Origin of the sequence: Microbacterium sp. RU33B, from assembly GCF_900155915.1 — a bacterium.
In the GTDB taxonomy this organism is placed as follows: Bacteria; Actinomycetota; Actinomycetes; order Actinomycetales; family Microbacteriaceae; genus Microbacterium.
The window spans coordinates 1,762,641-1,781,513 of the sequence record NZ_FTPO01000001.1 but is presented as its reverse complement, the minus strand read 5'-3'; the positions used below and the strand labels follow the sequence as shown (position 1 = coordinate 1,781,513).

Here is an 18,873-nt window from a genome sequence, read left to right as displayed (position 1 = left end):
GGAACGAAACGAAATGGCTAGAGTCAAGCGGGCGGTAAACGCCCACAAGAAGCGTCGCGTCATCCTCGAACGCGCCTCGGGTTACCGTGGCCAGCGTTCGCGTCTGTACCGCAAGGCGAAGGAGCAGGTCACCCACTCGCTCGTCTACGCGTACCGCGACCGTCGCAAGCGCAAGGGCGACTTCCGTCGCCTGTGGATCCAGCGCATCAACGCTGCGAGCCGCCAGAACGGCATCACGTACAACCGCTTCATCCAGGGCCTCGGCCTCGCGGGTGTGCAGGTCGACCGTCGCATGCTCGCCGAGCTCGCCGTGAACGAGCCCGCCACGTTCGCGTCGCTCGTCGCGACCGCGAAGAAGGCGCTGCCCGAGAACGTCAACGCCCCCAAGGCGTAAGCACCTCGGCACTCTTCGTCGACAGGGCGTCCTCCTCCGGGAGGGCGCCCTTTCGCATGTCGCGGATGCTGCGGGCCGTATGCTGATCCCGTGCTCGAGAACCCACGTTCCCCGCGCGTGCGCGCCGTTGCGAAGCTCACCAAGCGCAGTGCGCGCCAGGAGACGGGGCTGTTCCTCCTCGAGGGGCCGCAGTCGGCCCGCGAAGTGCTGCTGCACCGCCCCGAGACGCTCGTGGAGATGTACGCGACGCCGACCGCGATGGAGCGGCATCCGGATGTCCGCGACGCGGCGCGCGATGCCGGCATCGACGTGCAGTTCACGACCGAGGCCGTGCTCGACGCGATGGCCGACACCGTGACACCGCAGGGGATCGTGGCCGTCGCGCGTCAGTCGCCGACGTCGATCCGCGACGTGTTCGCCCACGCACCCCGCCTCGTGGCGATCTGCGAAGAGGTCCGCGATCCGGGCAACCTCGGCACGATCATCCGGGCGGCGGATGCGGCGGGCGCCGACGCGGTGATCCTCACCGGCCGCACCGTCGATCTGTACAACCCGAAGGTCGTCCGGGCGACGACGGGGTCGCTGTTCCATCTGCCCGTCGCGGTCGGTGTCGACCTCGCCACGGCGGTCGAGCGCGCGCACAGCGCGGGACTGCGGGTCATCGCCGCCGACGTCGGGGGAGAGGACTTCCTCGCCTCCCGGCACGTGCTCGCCGAGCCGACCGCGTGGCTGTTCGGCAACGAGGCGCGCGGCCTCGACGACGAGGCGCTCGCGCACGCGGATATGGCCCTGCGGCTGCCGATCTACGGCTCCGCGGAGTCGCTCAACCTCGCCACCGCGGCCAGTGTCTGCCTGTACGAGAGTGCCTTCGCGCAGCGCGCGGCATCCTGAATCCGACCTCCTCCGGGCACCCCTGCAAAACGTTTCCCTTCGGTTACAAGTACGTAACCGTGCGGCGCATCCGCTGGGAAGGTCCGTCGTCGCCGCCCTAGGGTGAAACGCATGGCGACATCTGAACACGAACCCGCGCCGCGCACGTCGAACATCAACGTGAAGCGTGGAGAGCCGCTCGTGGTCGTCGAGAACGTCGACAAGCACTACGGCGAGCTGCACGTCCTGAAAGACATCAACACCGTCGTCACGCGCGGCGAGGTCGTCGTCGTGATCGGGCCCTCCGGGTCGGGCAAGTCGACGCTGTGTCGCGCGATCAACCGCCTGGAGACGATCGACTCCGGCAGGATCTCGATCGACGGCGTGCCTCTCCCGGAAGAGGGCAAAGCGCTCGCGACGCTCCGCGCGGACGTGGGAATGGTGTTCCAGTCCTTCAACCTGTTCGCGCACAAGACGGTGCTCGAGAACGTGACGCTCGGTCCGATCCAGGTGCGCAAGATGTCGAAGAAGGATGCCGAGGAGAAGGCGATGGCTCTCCTCGACCGCGTCGGCGTGGCCAACCAGGCGCGCAAGATGCCGAACCAGCTCTCCGGCGGTCAGCAGCAGCGCGTCGCGATCGCCCGCTCGCTCGCCATGAGCCCGAAGCTCATCCTGATGGACGAGCCGACCAGCGCCCTCGACCCCGAGATGATCAACGAAGTGCTCGACGTCATGATCGGCCTCGCCGCCGACGGCATGACCATGATCGTCGTGACCCACGAGATGGGCTTCGCCCGCAAGGCGGCCGACCGCGTGCTGTTCATGGCCGACGGCGCGATCGTCGAAGAGGCGACCCCCGAGCAGTTCTTCACGAACCCCCAGAGCGCGAGGGCCCAGGACTTCCTGTCCAAGATCCTCGAGCACTGAGATCAAGCCTCGACCGTTCGCGCGGTCGAGACCGAGAGGGGCCGTCACGAACGGTCCCCGACACAGCAAAGGACGATGACATGAAGCGAATGAGACTTCCGCTGATCGCGCTGGCAGCCGCCGGCGCGCTCGCGCTCTCCGCGTGCGCAGGAGGAACTCCCGCCGCGGAGGAGACCAGCGCGGCACCCGTCGAAGAGGTGACCTTCGAGGCAGGCACCACGATGGCCGCGCTCAACGAGGCCGGCACGATCACGATCGGCACCAAGTTCGACCAGCCCCTGTTCGGGCTCGTCGGACCCGACGGCACTCCCGAGGGCTTCGACGTCGAGATCGGCAAGCTCATCGCGAGCGAGCTGGGCATCCCCGCCGACAAGATCGAATGGAAGGAGTCGGTCTCGGCCAACCGCGAGCCCTTCATCCAGAACGGCGAAGTCGACATCGTCATCGCGACCTACACGATCAACGACAAGCGCAAGGAGGTCGTCTCGTTCGCCGGTCCGTACTACATGGCCGGACAGTCGATCCTGACGCTCGCCGACAACGAGGACATCACGAGCGAAGACGACCTCGTCGGAGAGCCCGTCTGCTCCGTCACGGGCTCGACCCCCGCCGCGAAGCTGGCCGAGATCGGCGCCGAGCCGGTCCTGACCGACACGTACTCGAACTGCCTCGAGCCGCTGCGCAGCGGCGCCGTCGTGGCCGTGTCGACCGACAACGTGATCCTCGCGGGCCTGGCCGCCCAGAACGAGGGCGAGTTCAAGGTCGTCGGCACGCCGTTCACCGAGGAGCCCTACGGCATCGGCCTCGCGCTGGAGGACACCGACTTCCGCGAGTGGATCAACACGACCCTCGAGAAGATCTACGAGGACGGCCGCTACGAAGAGGCCTGGAACAAGACGGCCGGCACGGTCCTCGAGTTCGTCTCGCCGCCCGCGGTCGACCGCTACTGATCGACACGGATGCCTCGGCCCGCGGCCCGCGTCGGGCCGAGGCATCCGTCCCCCTGTACATCCCGCACCACCGGAGGAGGTGACCGTTGGACCAGTACCTGTCGCTCGCACCCGCGTTCTGGGAGGGCTTCAAGATGACGTTGCTGCTGCTCGTCGTCTCGGGCGTCATCGCCCTCGTCCTCGGCACGATCATCGCGGCGATGCGCATCTCTCCCGTCGCGTCGCTGCGCTGGTTCGCCGCGGCCTGGACCGAGATCGCCCGCAACACGCCCCTGACCCTCGTCTTCTTCTTCTTCGCCGTCGTGGTGCCCTTCCTGGGACTCCGGGTGCCGTTCGTGCCCCTCGCGATCGGGGCACTGGCGTACTACACCTCGCCGTTCGTCGCCGAGGCGCTCCGATCGGGCATCAACGGCGTGCCGGTCGGCCAGGCCGAAGCCGCCCGCAGCATCGGTCTGGGGTTCGGTCAGACGGTGTCGCTCGTGGTGCTGCCGCAGGCGTTCCGCATGACGATCCCGCCGCTCATCAACGTCTTCATCGCCCTCACGAAGAACACCTCCGTCGCCGGCGGGTTCTTCGTCATCGAGATCTTCGCCGCGACGCGTCAGCTCGCCAACGACAACGGCAACATGGTGATCCCCATCCTGCTCACGGCCGCGGGGCTCTACCTCGTCATCACGATCCCGCTGGGCCTGTTCGCGGGCCAGCTCGAGCGGAAGCTGGTGATGAAGCGATGAGCAACTCCAGCGTCCTCTTCGACGCGCCCGGGCCCCGTGCCCGTCGCGTGTCGCTCATCGCGTCGATCATCGGCGGTGCCCTGATCCTGGGCGCACTCGCCTGGGTCGTCTGGACCCTGGCTCAGCCGCGGGTGTCGGGAGGCGTGCCCGTTCCGGCCATCCTCGACCCGGTCCGCTGGGACATCTTCCTCGACCCGCAGGTGTGGGGCGCCATCGGCCGCGGTGTCGTGGCGACCCTGCAGGCCGCGGCCGTCGCCGCCGTCGGCGCGATCCTCCTCGGCATCGTCTTCTCGCTCATGCGGTCGTCGACGATCGCCTGGGTGCGCATCCCGACCGCGTGGCTCATCGAGTTCCTCCGCGGCATGCCCGTGCTGCTGATGATGCTGTTCATCCTGCTCCTGGCCTCCACCGGCGCCTTCTGGGCCGTCGTCATCGCTCTCGTGCTGTACAACGGCACGCTCATCGGAGAGGCGCTGCGCGCCGGCCTCGTGGCGCTCCCGCGCGGTCAGCGCGAGGCGGCCCTCAGCGTGGGCATGCGCGAGTTCCAGTCGAAGATGCTCGTGGAGTTCCCGCAGGCGTTCCGGCAGATGCTGCCGATCATCGTCGCTCAGCTGGTCGTGCTCCTGAAGGACACCTCCCTCGGCTACATCGTCGGCTACAACGAGCTCATCCGCACGATGATGAACAACCTCGGCAGCTTCTACGGCAACCGGTACCTGTTCTCCCTGTTCTTCGTGTGCCTGCTCATCTACCTCGCGATCAACCTCACCCTGTCGTGGTTCGCCCGCTGGCTGGCCCGCCGCACGGCCAGCGGCGGGAAGCGCAGTCTCCGGCGTGCCGCCGACGCGACGGCCAACCCGACGCAGGCGATCCTGCTGGCGGAGGCCAACGCCGCAGCGAAGGCATCGGAGTACCGCGGACCGCGGTGACGCGTCGGGGCGCGGCATCCGCCGTCGGTAGACTCGTTCCTCGTGTCCGACTCTCCCGAAATCACCCCTGATGCGGTCGAGGCCGCCGTCGAGGCCGCGCTCGCGGCGATCGCCGGTGCCCCCACGACAGCCGAACTGAAGGCCGCGCGCACCGCGCACTCGGCCGAAGGCTCGCCGCTCGCGAAGCTGAACGCGCAGCTGCGCTCCGTGCCGAACGATAGGAAGGCCGAGTTCGGCAAGCTCATCGGGCAGGCGCGCGGACGCGTCGCACAGGCCCTGACCGCCCGCGAGGGCGAGCTGGCCGCCGCCGAGACCGCTGCGAAGCTCGAGGCCGAGCGCATCGACATGACCGCCCTCGCGCAGCACGCGCGCGTCGGAGCGCGGCATCCGATCTCGCTCCTCCAGGAGGAGATCGCCGACATCTTCGTCGGCATGGGCTGGGAGATCGCGGAAGGACCCGAGCTCGAGCACGAGTGGTACAACTTCGACGCGCTCAACTTCGACGTCGACCACCCCGCGCGTCAGATGCAGGACACGTTCTTCGTCGACCCGGTGGCGCGCCACCTCGTCATGCGCACGCACACGAGCCCCGTGCAGGTGCGCTCGATGCTGGAGCGCGACATCCCGATCTACGTGCTGTGTCCCGGTCGCGTGTACCGCACCGACGAGTTCGACGCGACGCACCTGCCGGTGTTCACCCAGTTCGAGGGTCTCGTGGTCGACAAGGGCATCACGATGGCCCACCTCAAGGGCACGCTCGACCACGCCGCCAAGGTGCTGTTCGGTCCGGAGGCGAAGACGCGGTTCCGCACGAACTACTTCCCCTTCACGGAGCCTTCCGCCGAGCTGGATCTCTGGCACCCGACCTTCCCCGGCGGCGCACGCTGGATCGAGTGGGGCGGCAGCGGCATGATCAACCCCAACGTGCTGCGCGCCGCGGGCATCGACCCCGAGGAGTACTCGGGCTTCGCGTTCGGCATGGGCATCGAGCGGACGCTGATGTTCCGCTCCGACGTGCAGGACATGCGCGACATGGCCGAAGGCGATGTGCGCTTCAGCGAGCAGTTCGGAATGGTGGTCTGATGCGCGTCCCGCTCTCCTGGCTGCGCGAGTACGTCGATCTCGCGCCGGATGCCACACCCGACGACGTCCTCGCGGCGCTCGTCTCGGTCGGATTCGAAGAAGAGGACGTCTTCGGCTTCGACCTCGTCGGCCCCATCGTCGTGGGCCAGGTGCTCGAGTTCGTCGAAGAGCCGCAGTCCAACGGCAAGACGATCCGGTGGTGCCAGGTGGATGTCGGCCCCGACCAGGGCGGCGTCCGCGGGATCGTGTGCGGCGCCGGCAACTTCTTCGCCGGCGACAAGGTCGTCGTGACGCTGCCGGGCGCCGTGCTGCCCGGCCCGTTCCCGATCGCGGCGCGCAAGACCTACGGCCACGTGTCCGACGGCATGATCGCCTCGGCGAAGGAGCTCGGGCTCGGCGACGAGCACAACGGCATCCTCCGTCTGGTCGAGCTCGGTCTCGACGCGCCCGTCGGCGCGGATGCGATCGCCCTTCTCGGCCTCGACGACGTCGCCGTCGACGTGAACGTCACACCCGATCGCGGCTACGCCCTGTCGATCCGCGGCATCGCCCGCGAGTACTCGCACGCCACGGGGGCGGCCTTCCGCGACCCGGGGCTGCGCGAATGGGGCGAGCTGCAGCAGCCGGCCGCGGGCTTCGACGTGGCCGTCCGCGACGATGCGCCCATCCGGGGCCGCGTCGGCGCGTCGGAGTTCGTGGTCCGCATCGTGCGGGGGGTCGATCCGACCAAGCCGACGCCGGCCTGGATGGTGGCGCGGCTGACGCTCGCCGGCATCCGGTCGCTGGGCATCCTGATCGACATCACGAACTACGTCATGATCGAGCTCGGCCAGCCCATCCACGGGTACGACCTCGATCGGCTCCGCGGCGGCATCACCGTCCGTCGTGCGACGCCGGGCGAGAAGCTCGAGACGCTCGACGGCAAGGTGCGCACGCTCGACGGCGAAGACCTGCTGATCACCGACGAGTCGGGCCCGATCGGACTCGCCGGCGTCATGGGCGGCGGCACGACCGAGATGACGGATGCCACGCGCAACGTCCTCATCGAGGCGGCCGTCTTCGACACGGTCTCGATCGCCCGCACCGCCCGTCGCCACAAGCTGCCCAGCGAGGCGTCCCGACGCTTCGAGCGCGGCGTCGATCCGCTCATCCCGTTCGTCGCCGCACGCCGCGTCGCCGATCTGATGGTCGAGTACGCGGGCGGGTCGCTCGACACGGCCGTGGGCGGTGCGCTGTTCGCGGATGTCGATCTCAAGGGCATCGAGCTGCCGAAGGGATTCGTCTCCCGGCTCATCGGCGTGGACTACACCTCCGACGAGATCACCGGGGCGCTGGAGGCGATCGGCGCCGACGTGGAAGAGCCCACCGCCGAGGGCTGGTTCGTGTTCCCGCCGTCGTGGCGACCCGACCTGACCGACAAGTGGACGCTCGCCGAGGAGGTGGCGCGGCTGCACGGCCTCGATCGCGTGCCGTCGGTGCTCCCGACGCCCCCGTCCGGCCGCGGCCTCACCGCGGCCCAGCGCGGGCGCCGACGTGTGGCGAATGCGCTCGCCGCCGCCGGATACGTCGAGACGCCGTCGTTCCCGTTCACGACCGAGGAGCAGAACCATCTCCACGGGTCCGTCTCGGGCGAGCCCGTCCCAAGCGTCAAGCTCGCCAACCCCCTCGACGGCCAGGCGCCGTTCCTGCGTCGTTCGCTCGTCCCGGGTCTGCTCCAGGTCGCGCACCGCAACGTGTCGCGAGGCTTCACCGATCTCGCGCTGTTCGAGTCGGGAACGGTCTTCCTCCCCGCGCCGGGGGTTGTCTACGGCACCGATTTCGTGCCGCCGCTCGCCGTGCGGCCGGATGCCGCGACCCTCGCTCAGCTCGACGCGTCGATCCCGCCGCAGCACCGCCACGTCGCGATCCTGCTCACCGGCAGCCGCGTCGCGAAGCAGCCCGGAACGGCCGCTGCGCCGTACGGCGTCTCGGACGCGCTCGACGCCGTGCGCACGATCGCGGCCGCCGCGGGAACGACGATCGAGGTCGCTCAGTCGTCACGGGCGGCTCTGCACCCGGGTCGGACGGCGACGCTGTCGGTCGGCTCGACGCCGGTCGGATACGTCGGCGAACTCCTGCCCGCCGTGGCCGAGGCCGCCGACCTCCCGGGTCGTGTCGTGGTCGCCGAGCTCGATCTCGACCTCGTGCTCACGCTGTCCGGAGTCGGAGTCGCCGCGGCATCGCTGTCGGGCTTCCCGGCCGCGACGCAGGACGTCTCGCTCGTCGTGCCGGCCGAGACACCCGCCGCCGCCGTGCGTGCGGCGCTCGTCGACGGCGCGGGAGCGCTGCTCGAGTCGCTGCGTCTCGTCGACGACTACCGCGGCCAGGGCCTGCCGGAGGGCGCGAAGAGTCTCACGTTCGCGCTCCGCTTCCGGGCGGACGATCGCACGCTGACCGCCGCCGAGGCCACCGACGCGAAGCTCGCAGGCGTCGCCGCGGCGCAGGAGCGTCTCGGCGCGACGCTGCGGGAGTAGGAGCCCTCCCTAGCGGGAGCCCCAGTTCCAGGCGGGGGCGTCGAGGACGCCCTGCCCCGCGACGACCGTGCCCTCCAGTCGGGGCTCGAAGCGGACGAGGGCGGCGCCGGCCGTTTCGAGCGCGCGCGAGAGCGCATCGGCGTGCGTGACGACGATGACCTGCGATCGCTCCGATGCCGCCGAGATCGATTCGGCGAGCGGGCCGAGAAGCGACGGATGCAGGCTCGACTCGGGCTCGTTCAGCACGAGCAGGGGTGCGGGACGTGCGGGAAGCAGCGCGGCGCACAGCAGCAGGTAGCGCAGCGTGCCGTCGGAGAGCTCGGCCGCGTCGAGGGGGCGGAGGATGCCCGGCTGGGTCAGCGCCAGACGGAACCTGCCGTCCTCCGACACGACGTCGACGCGCGAGCCGGGGAATGCGCGGTCCACTTCGCGCGCGAGCGCACCGCCGAAGCCGGCATCCTGGATCGTCGCCCAGACGGCAGCGAGGTTCTCCCCGTCGTGCGACAGGGTGTGCGAGCGTGTGCCGATCTGGGGTCGGCGCGCCGGCGCATCCGCATCGACGCGGAAGTGGTCGTAGAAGCGCCACCCGCCGAGCATCCGTCGCAGCGACAGGAGCTCGGGCGCCGTCTCGCCGTCGGCGAGGTCGGTGACCACGCTCTCGTACGGCGCGAGCTCCTGCCGCACGATCGTCCAGTCCCCGTCGCGCACCCGCGTCGCGCTGCGCAGGCGGTCGACGAGCAGCGTGGAGGGCTTCGCGACAGCGCCCGCGAACACCTGCTCGCGCTTGATCTCGGGGTCGCGACCGAAGTGCGGCCCGCCGTTCTGGGGGATGCCGAGGTCGATGAGGTAGCCGAGCTCGTCGGAAGCGAACCCGAGCTGCACCGCCACGGGTCCGGTGCGCACCGTGCCCTGCATCCCTCCGTGCTCGGGACCCGCCCAGAGCACCGACGGCAGCCCGCCTTCGCGCGCGAGAGCGCCGATGAGACCGCCGCTCGCGGTCGCTGCGAGGAGCCGCAGCGCGCGGTAGAGGTTGGATTTGCCCGACCCGTTCGGACCCGTCACGACGGTCAGCGGCGCGAGCGGGACGGCGACGTCCCGCAGCGAGCGATAGCCGGAGACGGCGAGCGTGGTCAGCACGCCTCGATCCTCGCAGACGCCTCCGACGCCGACCCCGCCCGTGCGCACGGATGCGGAAGCACGTGGCGGCGCGCAGGTCCGAGGCATCCGGATGCCGCGTGTCGTCGGCCGCCTCCGCAGCTGCGCACGGCCGCCGACCGCCACCGATCCGCCCACAGCGAAGACGGATGCGCGTCCCGCGGCCCGTGTGATGGGATGACGGCATGAGCGACGTCCTGATCCTCGGAGGAACCGGCTGGCTGAGCGGACGCATCGCGCAGCGGTGGCTCGACGCGGGGGCCTCCGTCACGGTCCTCGCACGCGGTGGACGGCCCGCACCCTACGGAGCGGCCCTCGTCACGGCGGACCGCGACGACCCCGACGCGTACGCGCGGGTCGCCGACCGCGACTGGGACGAGGTCGTCGACATCTCCTCGCGTCCCGAGCACGTCGCCGCGGCCGTGGAGGCACTCGCGGATCGGACGCGGCACTGGACGTACGTCTCGAGCCTGTCGGCGTACGCGGCGAACGACGACGTCGGCGCCGACGAGTCCGCCGCGCTCGCCGAGCCCCTGGGACCGCGGGAGGAGTACGACTACTCCCGGGCGAAGGCCGCGTGCGAGGCATCCGTCCGCAACGCCCTGGTGCACCGCGCGGCGATCGTGCGCCCCGGGCTCATCGTCGGACCCGGAGATCCGACCGACCGGTTCGGGTACTGGGTGGCGAGGTTCGCGCTCGCCGCAGCCGAGCCGGTGCTCGTCCCGGCGGCGCCCGGAGCGATGGCCCAGGTGATCGACGTCGACGATCTCGCGGACTTCATCGTCGCGTTCGGCCGGGAGCGGTGGACCGGCGTCGCCAACACGATCGGCGATCCTCTGCCGCTCGCCGAGCTGCTGGCCCTCGCGCGCGACGTCGCCGGGCACACGGGCGAGATCGTCCGGGCCGACGACGACTGGCTCGTCGCCCGAGACGTCGCGCACTGGGCCGGACCGCGCTCGCTTCCGCTGTGGCTCCCCGACGACATGCCGGGGTTCGCCACGAGGTCGAACGCCGTCTACCGCCTGCTGGGCGGAACGATCCGGCCGCTGCGGGCGACCCTCGAGCGCACGCTCGCCGACGAACGGGACCGAGGGCTCGCGCGCGAGCGCTCGACCGGGCTGACGAGGGACGCCGAGCGGGAGCTGATCGAGGAGCTCGGGCAGAGCGTCTGACGACGACCGATTTGCCCCGGCCAGACCCGGCCCGCTATCGTCGCGACATGCCTTCGGCCGCGCTCTCCGCCTCGACGCCCCTCACGGGCGTCGTCGTCGCGCTCCGACGTCTGGGCCAGCGCCGACTCTAGGCGACCCCGTCATCCGCCCTTCCGGGTGTCGATGCGGTGTCGCCGGTCCCGGCCACGCAGACCCCAGAAACTAAGGTGGAACCCATGACCTACTCGGTCGCCGTCTCCGGCGCATCCGGCTACGCAGGTGGCGAGATCCTGCGCCTTCTCGCCGCGCATCCGGATGTCGAGATCCGCACCGTCACGGCGCACTCGAACGCCGGACAGCCGCTCATCCAGCATCAGCCGCATCTGCGCTCGCTGGCGCACCTCACTCTGCAGCCGTCGACCCCCGACGTGCTCGCCGGCCACGACATCGTCTTCCTCGCGCTGCCGCACGGGCAGTCCGGCCAGTACACCGCCGCGCTCGCCGATACGCCCCTCGTCATCGACGCCGGCGCAGACCACCGGCTCGAGTCGATCGCCGACTGGGACCGCTTCTACGGCGGAGACTTCCACGACCCCTGGGTCTACGGGGTTCCCGAGCTTCCGGTCGACGGCGGGAAGCAGCGCGAGCGGCTGCGGAGCGCCTCGCGCATCGCGGCACCGGGCTGCAACGCCTCGACGGTCGCGCTGAGCCTCGCCCCCGGCGTCGCGGCGGGTGTGATCGATCCGTCCGACATCGTGACGGTGCTGGCCGTCGGCCCTTCGGGAGCCGGGAAGAGCCTCAAGACCAACCTCCTCGCGAGCGAAGTCCTCGGGTCGGCGAACCCGTACGCCGTCGGCGGCACGCACCGGCACATCCCCGAGATCCGGCAGGCGCTCGCCGCGGCTCGACCGTCGACCAGCTCGGCACCCGCGGAGACGGCCGACGAGGGCATCCGGATCTCCTTCACGCCGGTGCTCGTGCCCATGGCGCGGGGCATCCTCGCGACCTCGACGGCCCCGATCGCCGCGGGCGCCACCGACGCTCAGATCAGGGATGCCTGGGAAGCGGCCTACGCCGGCGAGACGTTCGTGCAGCTGCTGCCTGCGGGGGAGTTCCCGCGCACGGCCGACGTGGTCGGTGCCAACACTGCTCTCCTCGGTCTCGCGATCGACCGGGCCGCGAACCGGGTGGTCGTCGTCGCGGCGGTCGACAACCTCGTCAAGGGCACCGCGGGAGCCGCGATCCAGTCCATGAACCTCGCTCTCGGCCTCGCCGAGGGCACGGCCCTCTCAGTGAACGGAGTCGCCCCGTGAGCGTCACCGCCCCCGCCGGATTCCACGCCGCCGGCGTCGCCGTGGGACTCAAGTCCACCGGAGCCAAGGATGTCGCCGTCGTCGTCAACCGCGGACCGCTGAAGGTCGGGGCCGCCGTCTTCACGAGCAACCGCGCAAAAGCGAACCCGATCATCTGGTCGCAGCAGGCGATCCAGGACGGCGTCGTCGAGGCCGTCGTGCTGAACTCCGGGGGAGCGAACTGCTTCACCGGGTCGTTCGGCTTCCAGACGACCCACCAGACGGCGGAGAAGACCGCCGAGCTGCTCGGTGTGAGCGCGGGTGACGTCATCGTCTGCTCGACGGGCCTCATCGGCACCGGCGACGAGGTGTTCCGCGCCAAGGTCCTCACGGGTGTCGAGGAGGGCATCGCCGCGTTGAGCGACGAGGGCGGGGTCGCGGCATCCGAAGCCATCATGACCACCGACTCGAAGGCCAAGCGGTCCGTCCGCGCTCACGCCGGCTGGACGATCGGCGGCATGGCGAAGGGTGCGGGGATGCTCGCTCCCGGCCTCGCGACGATGCTCGTGGTCATCACCACCGACGCCGAGCTCACCGCAGCGGACGCCGACGCGCACCTCCGCGCGGCGACCAGGGTGAGCTTCGACCGGCTCGATTCGGACGGCTGCATGTCGACGAACGACCAGGTGACCCTGATGGTGAGCGGTGCGAGCGGGATCACCCCCGACGCCGACCTGTTCCGCGACACCCTCACCGAGGTCTGCCTCGACCTCGCGGCCCAGCTGCAGGCCGATGCCGAGGGCGCCGCCCACGACATCACGATCCGCGTGGTGAACGCGGCCTCCGAAGACGATGCCGTCGAGGTGGGGCGTTCGGTCGCGCGCAACAACCTGTTCAAGGCGGCGGTCTTCGGCAACGACCCCAACTGGGGCCGGGTGCTCGCGGCGATCGGCACCACGGCCGCCCAGTTCGACCCGTACGACGTGGATGTCTGGATGAACGGGGTGCGCGTGTGCACAGCGGGAGGTCCCGATCGGCCGCGCGAAGAGGTCGACCTGACGCCTCGGGCGACCGACCTGGTGATCGACCTCAAGGTGGGCGCGGCATCCGCCACGATCCTCACCAACGACCTCACGCACGACTACGTCCACGAGAACAGCGCGTACTCCTCATGAGCCAGCAGCCCATCATCCAGGACACCGATCCCGCCGAGGCGAGCGCCAAGGCCGTCACGCTCATCGAGTCGCTGCCGTGGCTGCGCCGCTTCCGCGATCAGGTGATCGTGGTGAAGTACGGCGGCAACGCGATGGTCTCCGAAGAGCTGCAGGATGCCTTCGCGGCCGACATCGCCTATCTCCGCCACGTCGGGGTGAAGCCCGTCGTCGTGCACGGGGGCGGTCCGCAGATCTCGTCCATGCTCGACCGGCTGTCGATCCCGAGCGAGTTCCGCGGGGGCTACCGCGTGACCTCGACCGAGGCGATCAACGTCGTGCGCATGGTGCTCACCGGTCAGGTGAACCCGCAGCTCGTGGGCCGCATCAACGCGCACGGTCCGCACGCGACGGGCCTCTCGGGCGAGGACGCCGGTCTGTTCGGCGGCCGCCGTCGCGGCGTCGTGATCGAGGGCATCGAGCACGACCTCGGCAACGTCGGAGACGTCGTGACGGTCGACCCCCAGCCCGTGCTCGATCAGCTCGCCGCAGGCCGCATCCCGGTCGTGTCGAGCATCGCGCCCGACCTCGACAACCCCGGTCATTCTTTGAACGTCAACGCGGATGCCGCGGCCGCAGCGCTCGCGGTCGCCCTCGGCGCCGTCAAGCTCGTCGTGCTCACCGACGTCCCCGGACTCTACGCCGATTGGCCGAACCGCGACTCGCTCGTCTCGCACCTGTCGACGACCGAGCTGCGCGCACTCATGCCGTCGCTCGAATCGGGCATGATCCCCAAGATGCAGGCCTGTCTGGACGCCGTCGAGGGCGGCGTGGAGACGGCAGCGATCATCGACGGCCGCGTGCCGCACTCGGTCCTCGTCGAGATCTTCACGACGAAGGGCATCGGAACGGAGGTGGTGGTCGGATGACCACGTGGCAGGACGACGCAGGACGCGACCTCGTGCGGAGCTTCGGCGCCCGAATGGAGCTCTTCACGCGCGGGGAGGGCGCCTACCTCTGGGATGCCGGCGGACGCCGCTACCTCGACTTCCTCGCGGGCATCGCGGTGCTCTCGCTCGGGCACGCGCATCCGGTCTTCGTCGAAGCCGTCGCGAACCAGGCGGCGACGCTCACGCAGGTGTCGAACTACTTCGCCACCGAGCCGCAGCTCGCCCTCGCCGCGCGCCTCAAGCGCCTCGCCGGCACCGGGGAATCCGGACGCGTGTTCTTCGGAAACTCCGGTGCCGAGGCCAACGAGGCCGCGTTCAAGCTCGCGCGGCTGCACGGACTCCCCGCGGAGGGGCGTCCCGCGCGTCCGCGGATCCTGGCCCTGCGCGACGCCTTCCACGGCCGCACGATGGGAACCCTCGCGCTCACGGGGAAGCCGTGGATGCAGGAGCCCTTCGCACCGATGATCGGCGGCGTCGAGCACCTCGACTCCACGATCGAGGCCCTGGAAGCGGCGATCGACGACCGGGTCGCGGCGGTGTTCCTGGAGCCCATCAAGGGAGAGGCGGGGATCATCGAGCTCCCGGACGGGTACCTCCAGGCGGCTCGCGCATTGACCGAGCAGCACGGCGCGCTGCTCATCATCGACGAGATCCAGACGGGCGCCGGTCGCACCGGCGAGTGGTTCGGATTCCAGCACGCCGGCATCACGCCCGACGCGATCACGGTCGCCAAGGGCATCGGCGGCGGATTCCCCATCGGCGCGCTCATCACGTACGGCGCGGCGAGCGAGCTCTTCTACCCGGGCACGCACGGATCGACGTTCGGCGGCAACGCCCTCGCGACCGCCGTCTCGGGCGCCGTCCTCGCCGAGATCGAGCGTGCGGGGCTCCTCCAGAACGCGACCGAGCGCGGCGCGCAGCTGCGCGAGGCGGTCGCGGCGATCGGCTCTCCCCTCGTGGCGGGGACGCGAGGCCGAGGACTCCTCATCGGCATCGCGCTCCGGCATCCGGTCGCCGCCGCCGTCGTCGCCGCCGCCCAGCAGCACGGACTCATCATCAACGCCCCGAACGAGTCGACGATCCGCATCGCCCCCGCGCTCAACATCGGCGACGTCGAGGTCGACGAGTTCATCGCGCTGTTCGCCGCATCCCTTTCCACCGTCCAAGACGCACTCCTGCTCGACGACACCACCACCGCGGAGGCCCACGCATGACCCGCCACCTGTTGCGCGACGACGACCTCACGGCCGCCGAGCAGGACGAGATCCTCGACCTCGCGCTCGCGCTGAAGAAGGACCGCTGGAAGCTCAAGCCCCTCGAGGGTCCGCAGACCGTCGCGGTGATCTTCGACAAGTCCTCGACGCGCACGCGCGTGTCGTTCGCCGTCGGCATCGCCGATCTGGGCGGCTCTCCGCTGATCATCTCGACGGCGAACAGCCAGCTCGGCGGCAAGGAGACCCCCTCCGACACCGCCCGCGTGCTCGAGCGTCAGGTCGCGGCGATCGTCTGGCGCACGTACGCCCAGGCCGGGCTCGAGGAGATGGCCCGCGGCACGACCGTACCGGTCGTGAACGCGCTGAGCGACGACTTCCACCCCTGCCAGCTCCTCGCCGACCTCCTCACGATCCGCGAGCACAAGGGGGCGCTGAAGGGGCTCACGCTCACGTTCTTCGGCGATGGACGCTCCAACATGGCGCACTCCTACATCCTGGCCGGCGTCACGGCCGGCATGCACGTGCGCGTGACCTCTCCCGAGTCGTACTCACCGCGTGAAGACGTCGTCGCCGACGCAGACCGCCGCGCAGCCGAGACCGGAGGGTCGGTCACGCTGTACACCGATCCCATCGAGGCGGCGGCCGGAGCAGACGTCATCGTGACCGACACGTGGGTGTCGATGGGCAAGGAGGAGGAGAAGATCGCCCGCCTGCGCGACCTCGGCGCCTACAAGGTGACCCAGGAGACCATGGCGCTGGCCCAGCCCGACGCGATCTTCATCCACTGCCTCCCCGCCGATCGCGGCTACGAAGTGGACGCCGAGGTCATCGACGGTCCGCAGAGCGTCGTGTGGGATGAGGCGGAGAACCGCCTCCATGCTCAGAAGGCGCTCCTCGTCTGGCTCCTCCGGCAGCAGTGACGGTTCGGTGAGCGAGCGCGGCGACATCACGCGGAGCGCATCCCGCTGGGAGCGCCTGACCGATCCGTCGCGCCTCGCCGGGATCGACCTCGCTCGGGGACTGGCGGTGCTCGGCATGTTCGCCGCGCACCTGTACGCGGTCCCCGGCTTCGTCTGGACGGATGCCTCGACGTGGGGCGGGATCGTCTCGGGTCGCTCGTCGATCCTGTTCGCGACCCTCGCCGGCGTCTCGCTCGGTCTGGTGACCGGCCGCTCGACGCCCTACGAGGGGGAGAGGCTGGGCACCGCGCGGCGGAGGATCGTGGTCCGCGCGGCGCTGCTGTGGGTCATCGGCATCCTGCTGATCGCGACCGGGGTGCCCGTGTACGTCATCCTCCCTGCGTACGCCATCCTGTTCCTCCTCGCCCTGCCCTTCCTGCAGCTGCGTGCGCGGCCCCTGTTCCTCATCGCGGTCGGGGTCGCACTGGTCATGCCGTGGGTGCAGGCCTGGATCGATTCGTTCGACTTCTGGTCCACCCCGGGCGGTGGCGATGTCGGTCTGCTCCTGGGCATCAACTACCCCTTCCCGGTCTGGATCGCCTTCGTCCTCGCGGGTCTCGGTGCCGCCCGCAGCGGCCTGCGGCGGCTGTCGACGCAGGTGGCGCTCGTGTGCGGGGGCGCCGCGCTCGCGGTCGTGGGATACGGGCTCGACTGGCTCGCCCCCGCGGTTCCGGATGCCTCCCTCTGGGCCGCCGTCTGGACGGCGGAGCCCCACTCATCGGGCCTGCTCGAGGTCGTCGGCTCGGGGGGCTTCGCGCTCGCGGCGATCGGGGCGAGCCTTCTGCTGTGCCGCACGGTCGTCTCGTGGGTCGTGCTTCCGCTGCGCGCCGTCGGATCGATGCCGCTCACGGCGTACGTGGGTCAGCTCGTCGCGTGGGCGATCGCGGCATCCGTGCTCCTGGACCGAGTGGGCGACCTCACCGGATTCCGCGCGCTCGACCCCTTCGGGCTCTTCGCGGTCACCGCCGTCGTGGGCTGCACGGCGTGGGCGCTGCTCGTCGGCCGCGGACCCCTCGAGTGGGCGATCGACGCGATCGCCCGACGCGCCGTGCCCGGCCGTCCCCGAAGTGGGGCGGCAGACCCCCGCCGGTAGGCTGGCAGGGTGAGCGACGAGACCCCGCAGACCGACGGCCAGGGCACGAACGAGGGAGCCCTCTGGGGTGCGCGATTCGCGTCGGGGCCGTCTCCGGAGCTCGCCGCGCTGAGTCGGTCGACGCACTTCGACTGGCGGCTCGCCCTCTACGACATCGCCGGATCGCACGCGCACGCCACGGCGCTCGCCGCGGCCGGTTACCTCGAGCCAGACGAAGCGCGGCGCATGCACGACGGGCTCGATGCCCTGGCCCGCGCGATCGCCGACGGCACGCTGGTCGCGACTCCCGCCGACGAAGACGTGCACGGCGCCCTCGAGGCGGCGCTCATCGCGGAGGTCGGTCCCGAGCTCGGCGGCAAGCTCCGGGCCGGGCGCAGCCGCAACGACCAGATCGCCACACTGGTCCGCCTCTACCTCCTCGATCACGCCCGCACGATCGCGCGCGACATCCTCCGGCTCATCGATGCCGTCGTCGCCCAGGCCGAAGCGCACCCCGACGCGATCATGCCGGGGCGGACGCACCTGCAGCACGCGCAGCCGATCCTCCTGGCGCACCACCTTCAGGCACACGCGTGGCCGCTCGTGCGCGAGCTCGAGCGCCTCCGCGACTGGTCCGCCCGCGCAGCCGTCTCTCCCTACGGCGGGGGAGCGCTCGCCGGATCGTCGCTCGGTCTCGACCCGGCGCTCGTCGCCCGCGAGCTGGGTCTCGCGGGGCCTGCCGAGAACTCGCTCGACGGCACGTCGGCCCGCGACGTCGTGGCGGAGTTCGCGTTCATCGCGGCCATGATCGGCGTCGACCTCTCGCGCTTCGCGGAGGACGTGATCCTGTGGAACACGCGCGAGTTCGGCTTCGTCACCCTCGACGACGCGTACTCGACGGGCTCGAGCATCATGCCGCAGAAGAAGAATCCCGACATCGCCGAGCTGGCGCGGGGCAAATCCGGCCGCCTCATCGGCAACCTGTCGGGTCTCCTCGCCACGCTCAAGGGCCTCCCGATCGCCTACAACCGCGATCTGCAGGAGGACAAGGAGCCCGTCTTCGACTCCGTCGAGACACTCGAACTCGTGCTGCCCGCCTTCGCCGGCATGGTCGCCACTCTTCGCTTCGACACGGCCCGCATGGCCGAGCTCGCACCGCAGGGCTTCTCGCTCGCGACGGATGTCGCCGACTGGCTCGTGCGCAAGGGCGTGCCGTTCCGCGATGCGCACGAGGTGTCGGGTTCGCTCGTCCGCCTGTGCGAGCATCGCGGGATCGACCTCCACGAGGCGACGGATGCCGAGCTCGCCTCCCTGTCGCCCGCATTGACGCCGGACGTGCGCGATGTGCTGACGATCGAGGGCTCCGTCGCGTCGCGTGCGGGGGTCGGCGGCACGGCGCCTGTGCGGGTGCGAGAGCAGCGCGCCGAGCTCGTCGCGCGGGCGCAGGCGGCCGCACACGCGCTGGGACTGTAGCAATACGCTTATCTTCAAGGGATATAAGCGAAAAGCTGAAGTTATGGAAACATGAG

17 protein-coding genes are annotated in these 18,873 nt (G+C 70.5%); 16 read left to right on the top strand and 1 reads right to left on the bottom strand.

The window, feature by feature from the left end:
- Positions 1-13 precede the first annotated feature (13 nt).
- The 8 genes from rplT (at position 14) to pheT (ending at position 8,400) form a co-directional block, all read left to right on the top strand.
- Complete coding sequence (gene rplT / locus B0B14_RS08675) at positions 14-394, top strand: 50S ribosomal protein L20 (protein ID WP_076681002.1); 381 nt, start codon at positions 14-16, stop codon at positions 392-394.
- A 90-nt stretch (positions 395-484) separates the two neighbouring features.
- A complete protein-coding gene (locus B0B14_RS08670; protein ID WP_076681001.1) occupies positions 485-1,285 on the top strand; it encodes a TrmH family RNA methyltransferase in 801 nt (266 codons plus the stop codon).
- A 111-nt stretch (positions 1,286-1,396) separates the two neighbouring features.
- On the top strand, positions 1,397-2,191 hold the full coding sequence (locus tag B0B14_RS08665) for an amino acid ABC transporter ATP-binding protein (protein WP_076681000.1): 795 nt from the start codon (positions 1,397-1,399) through the stop codon (positions 2,189-2,191).
- An 80-nt stretch (positions 2,192-2,271) separates the two neighbouring features.
- The gene (locus tag B0B14_RS08660; RefSeq protein ID WP_076680999.1) at positions 2,272-3,141 is read left to right on the top strand and encodes a glutamate ABC transporter substrate-binding protein; all 870 of its coding nucleotides are present in this window, start codon (positions 2,272-2,274) and stop codon (positions 3,139-3,141) included.
- 86 nt (positions 3,142-3,227) lie between these two features.
- The gene (locus tag B0B14_RS08655) at positions 3,228-3,875 is read left to right on the top strand and encodes an amino acid ABC transporter permease (RefSeq protein WP_076680998.1); all 648 of its coding nucleotides are present in this window, start codon (positions 3,228-3,230) and stop codon (positions 3,873-3,875) included.
- On the top strand, positions 3,872-4,804 hold the full coding sequence (locus tag B0B14_RS08650) for an amino acid ABC transporter permease (protein WP_076680997.1): 933 nt from the start codon (positions 3,872-3,874) through the stop codon (positions 4,802-4,804). Before B0B14_RS08655 ends, B0B14_RS08650 begins: the two co-directional genes overlap by 4 nt.
- A 42-nt stretch (positions 4,805-4,846) precedes the next feature.
- Positions 4,847-5,887, top strand: a complete 1,041-nt coding sequence (pheS, locus tag B0B14_RS08645; protein ID WP_076680996.1) for a phenylalanine--tRNA ligase subunit alpha — start codon at positions 4,847-4,849, stop codon at positions 5,885-5,887.
- Positions 5,887-8,400 carry a phenylalanine--tRNA ligase subunit beta gene (gene pheT / locus B0B14_RS08640; RefSeq protein WP_076680995.1) on the top strand — a complete coding sequence of 838 codons (2,514 nt, stop codon included), beginning with the start codon at positions 5,887-5,889 and terminating at the stop codon, positions 8,398-8,400. Before pheS ends, pheT begins: the two co-directional genes overlap by 1 nt.
- A gap of 9 nt (positions 8,401-8,409) precedes the next feature.
- On the opposite strand, the gene B0B14_RS08635 is transcribed toward pheT, so the two are convergent.
- Complete coding sequence (locus B0B14_RS08635) at positions 8,410-9,537, bottom strand: AAA family ATPase (RefSeq protein WP_076680994.1); 1,128 nt, start codon at positions 9,535-9,537, stop codon at positions 8,410-8,412.
- A 203-nt stretch (positions 9,538-9,740) separates the two neighbouring features.
- Between B0B14_RS08635 and B0B14_RS08630 the strand changes: the two genes are divergently transcribed.
- The 8 genes from B0B14_RS08630 (at position 9,741) to argH (ending at position 18,817) form a co-directional block, all read left to right on the top strand.
- Positions 9,741-10,727, top strand: a complete 987-nt coding sequence (locus B0B14_RS08630; protein WP_076680993.1) for an NAD-dependent epimerase/dehydratase family protein — start codon at positions 9,741-9,743, stop codon at positions 10,725-10,727.
- Between the two features lie 215 nt (positions 10,728-10,942).
- Positions 10,943-12,019, top strand: coding sequence for an N-acetyl-gamma-glutamyl-phosphate reductase (gene argC, locus B0B14_RS08625; RefSeq protein WP_076680992.1), 1,077 nt, complete (start codon positions 10,943-10,945; stop codon positions 12,017-12,019).
- Positions 12,016-13,173: a bifunctional glutamate N-acetyltransferase/amino-acid acetyltransferase ArgJ gene (argJ, locus tag B0B14_RS08620; protein WP_076680991.1), complete on the top strand. Its 1,158-nt coding sequence runs from the start codon at positions 12,016-12,018 to the stop codon at positions 13,171-13,173. Before argC ends, argJ begins: the two co-directional genes overlap by 4 nt.
- Positions 13,170-14,078 (top strand): acetylglutamate kinase, encoded by a 909-nt coding sequence (argB, locus tag B0B14_RS08615; RefSeq protein WP_076680990.1) that lies wholly within the window; start codon positions 13,170-13,172, stop codon positions 14,076-14,078. Before argJ ends, argB begins: the two co-directional genes overlap by 4 nt.
- Positions 14,075-15,313, top strand: a complete 1,239-nt coding sequence (locus tag B0B14_RS08610) for an acetylornithine transaminase (protein WP_076680989.1) — start codon at positions 14,075-14,077, stop codon at positions 15,311-15,313. The genes argB and B0B14_RS08610 overlap by 4 nt, the downstream gene beginning before the upstream one ends.
- Positions 15,310-16,233: an ornithine carbamoyltransferase gene (gene argF / locus B0B14_RS08605; RefSeq protein WP_076680988.1), complete on the top strand. Its 924-nt coding sequence runs from the start codon at positions 15,310-15,312 to the stop codon at positions 16,231-16,233. Before B0B14_RS08610 ends, argF begins: the two co-directional genes overlap by 4 nt.
- Before the next feature lie 7 nt (positions 16,234-16,240).
- The gene (locus B0B14_RS08600; protein ID WP_256714308.1) at positions 16,241-17,365 is read left to right on the top strand and encodes a heparan-alpha-glucosaminide N-acetyltransferase domain-containing protein; all 1,125 of its coding nucleotides are present in this window, start codon (positions 16,241-16,243) and stop codon (positions 17,363-17,365) included.
- 9 nt (positions 17,366-17,374) lie between these two features.
- Positions 17,375-18,817: an argininosuccinate lyase gene (gene argH, locus B0B14_RS08595; RefSeq protein ID WP_076680987.1), complete on the top strand. Its 1,443-nt coding sequence runs from the start codon at positions 17,375-17,377 to the stop codon at positions 18,815-18,817.
- The last annotated feature ends 56 nt before the right edge of the window (positions 18,818-18,873 follow it).

Bases quoted from the DNA above. Each gene is read 5' to 3' on its own strand.
- rplT (WP_076681002.1), top strand. From the start codon at position 14: ATGGCTAGAGTCAAGCGGGCGGTAAACGCCCACAAGAAGCGTCGCGTC.
- B0B14_RS08665 (WP_076681000.1), top strand. From the start codon at position 1,397: ATGGCGACATCTGAACACGAACCCGCGCCGCGCACGTCGAACATCAAC.
- B0B14_RS08660 (WP_076680999.1), top strand. From the start codon at position 2,272: ATGAAGCGAATGAGACTTCCGCTGATCGCGCTGGCAGCCGCCGGCGCG.
- B0B14_RS08650 (WP_076680997.1), top strand. From the start codon at position 3,872: ATGAGCAACTCCAGCGTCCTCTTCGACGCGCCCGGGCCCCGTGCCCGT.
- pheT (WP_076680995.1), top strand. From the start codon at position 5,887: ATGCGCGTCCCGCTCTCCTGGCTGCGCGAGTACGTCGATCTCGCGCCG.
- B0B14_RS08630 (WP_076680993.1), top strand. From the start codon at position 9,741: ATGAGCGACGTCCTGATCCTCGGAGGAACCGGCTGGCTGAGCGGACGC.
- argC (WP_076680992.1), top strand. From the start codon at position 10,943: ATGACCTACTCGGTCGCCGTCTCCGGCGCATCCGGCTACGCAGGTGGC.
- argB (WP_076680990.1), top strand. From the start codon at position 13,170: ATGAGCCAGCAGCCCATCATCCAGGACACCGATCCCGCCGAGGCGAGC.
- B0B14_RS08610 (WP_076680989.1), top strand. From the start codon at position 14,075: ATGACCACGTGGCAGGACGACGCAGGACGCGACCTCGTGCGGAGCTTC.
- argF (WP_076680988.1), top strand. From the start codon at position 15,310: ATGACCCGCCACCTGTTGCGCGACGACGACCTCACGGCCGCCGAGCAG.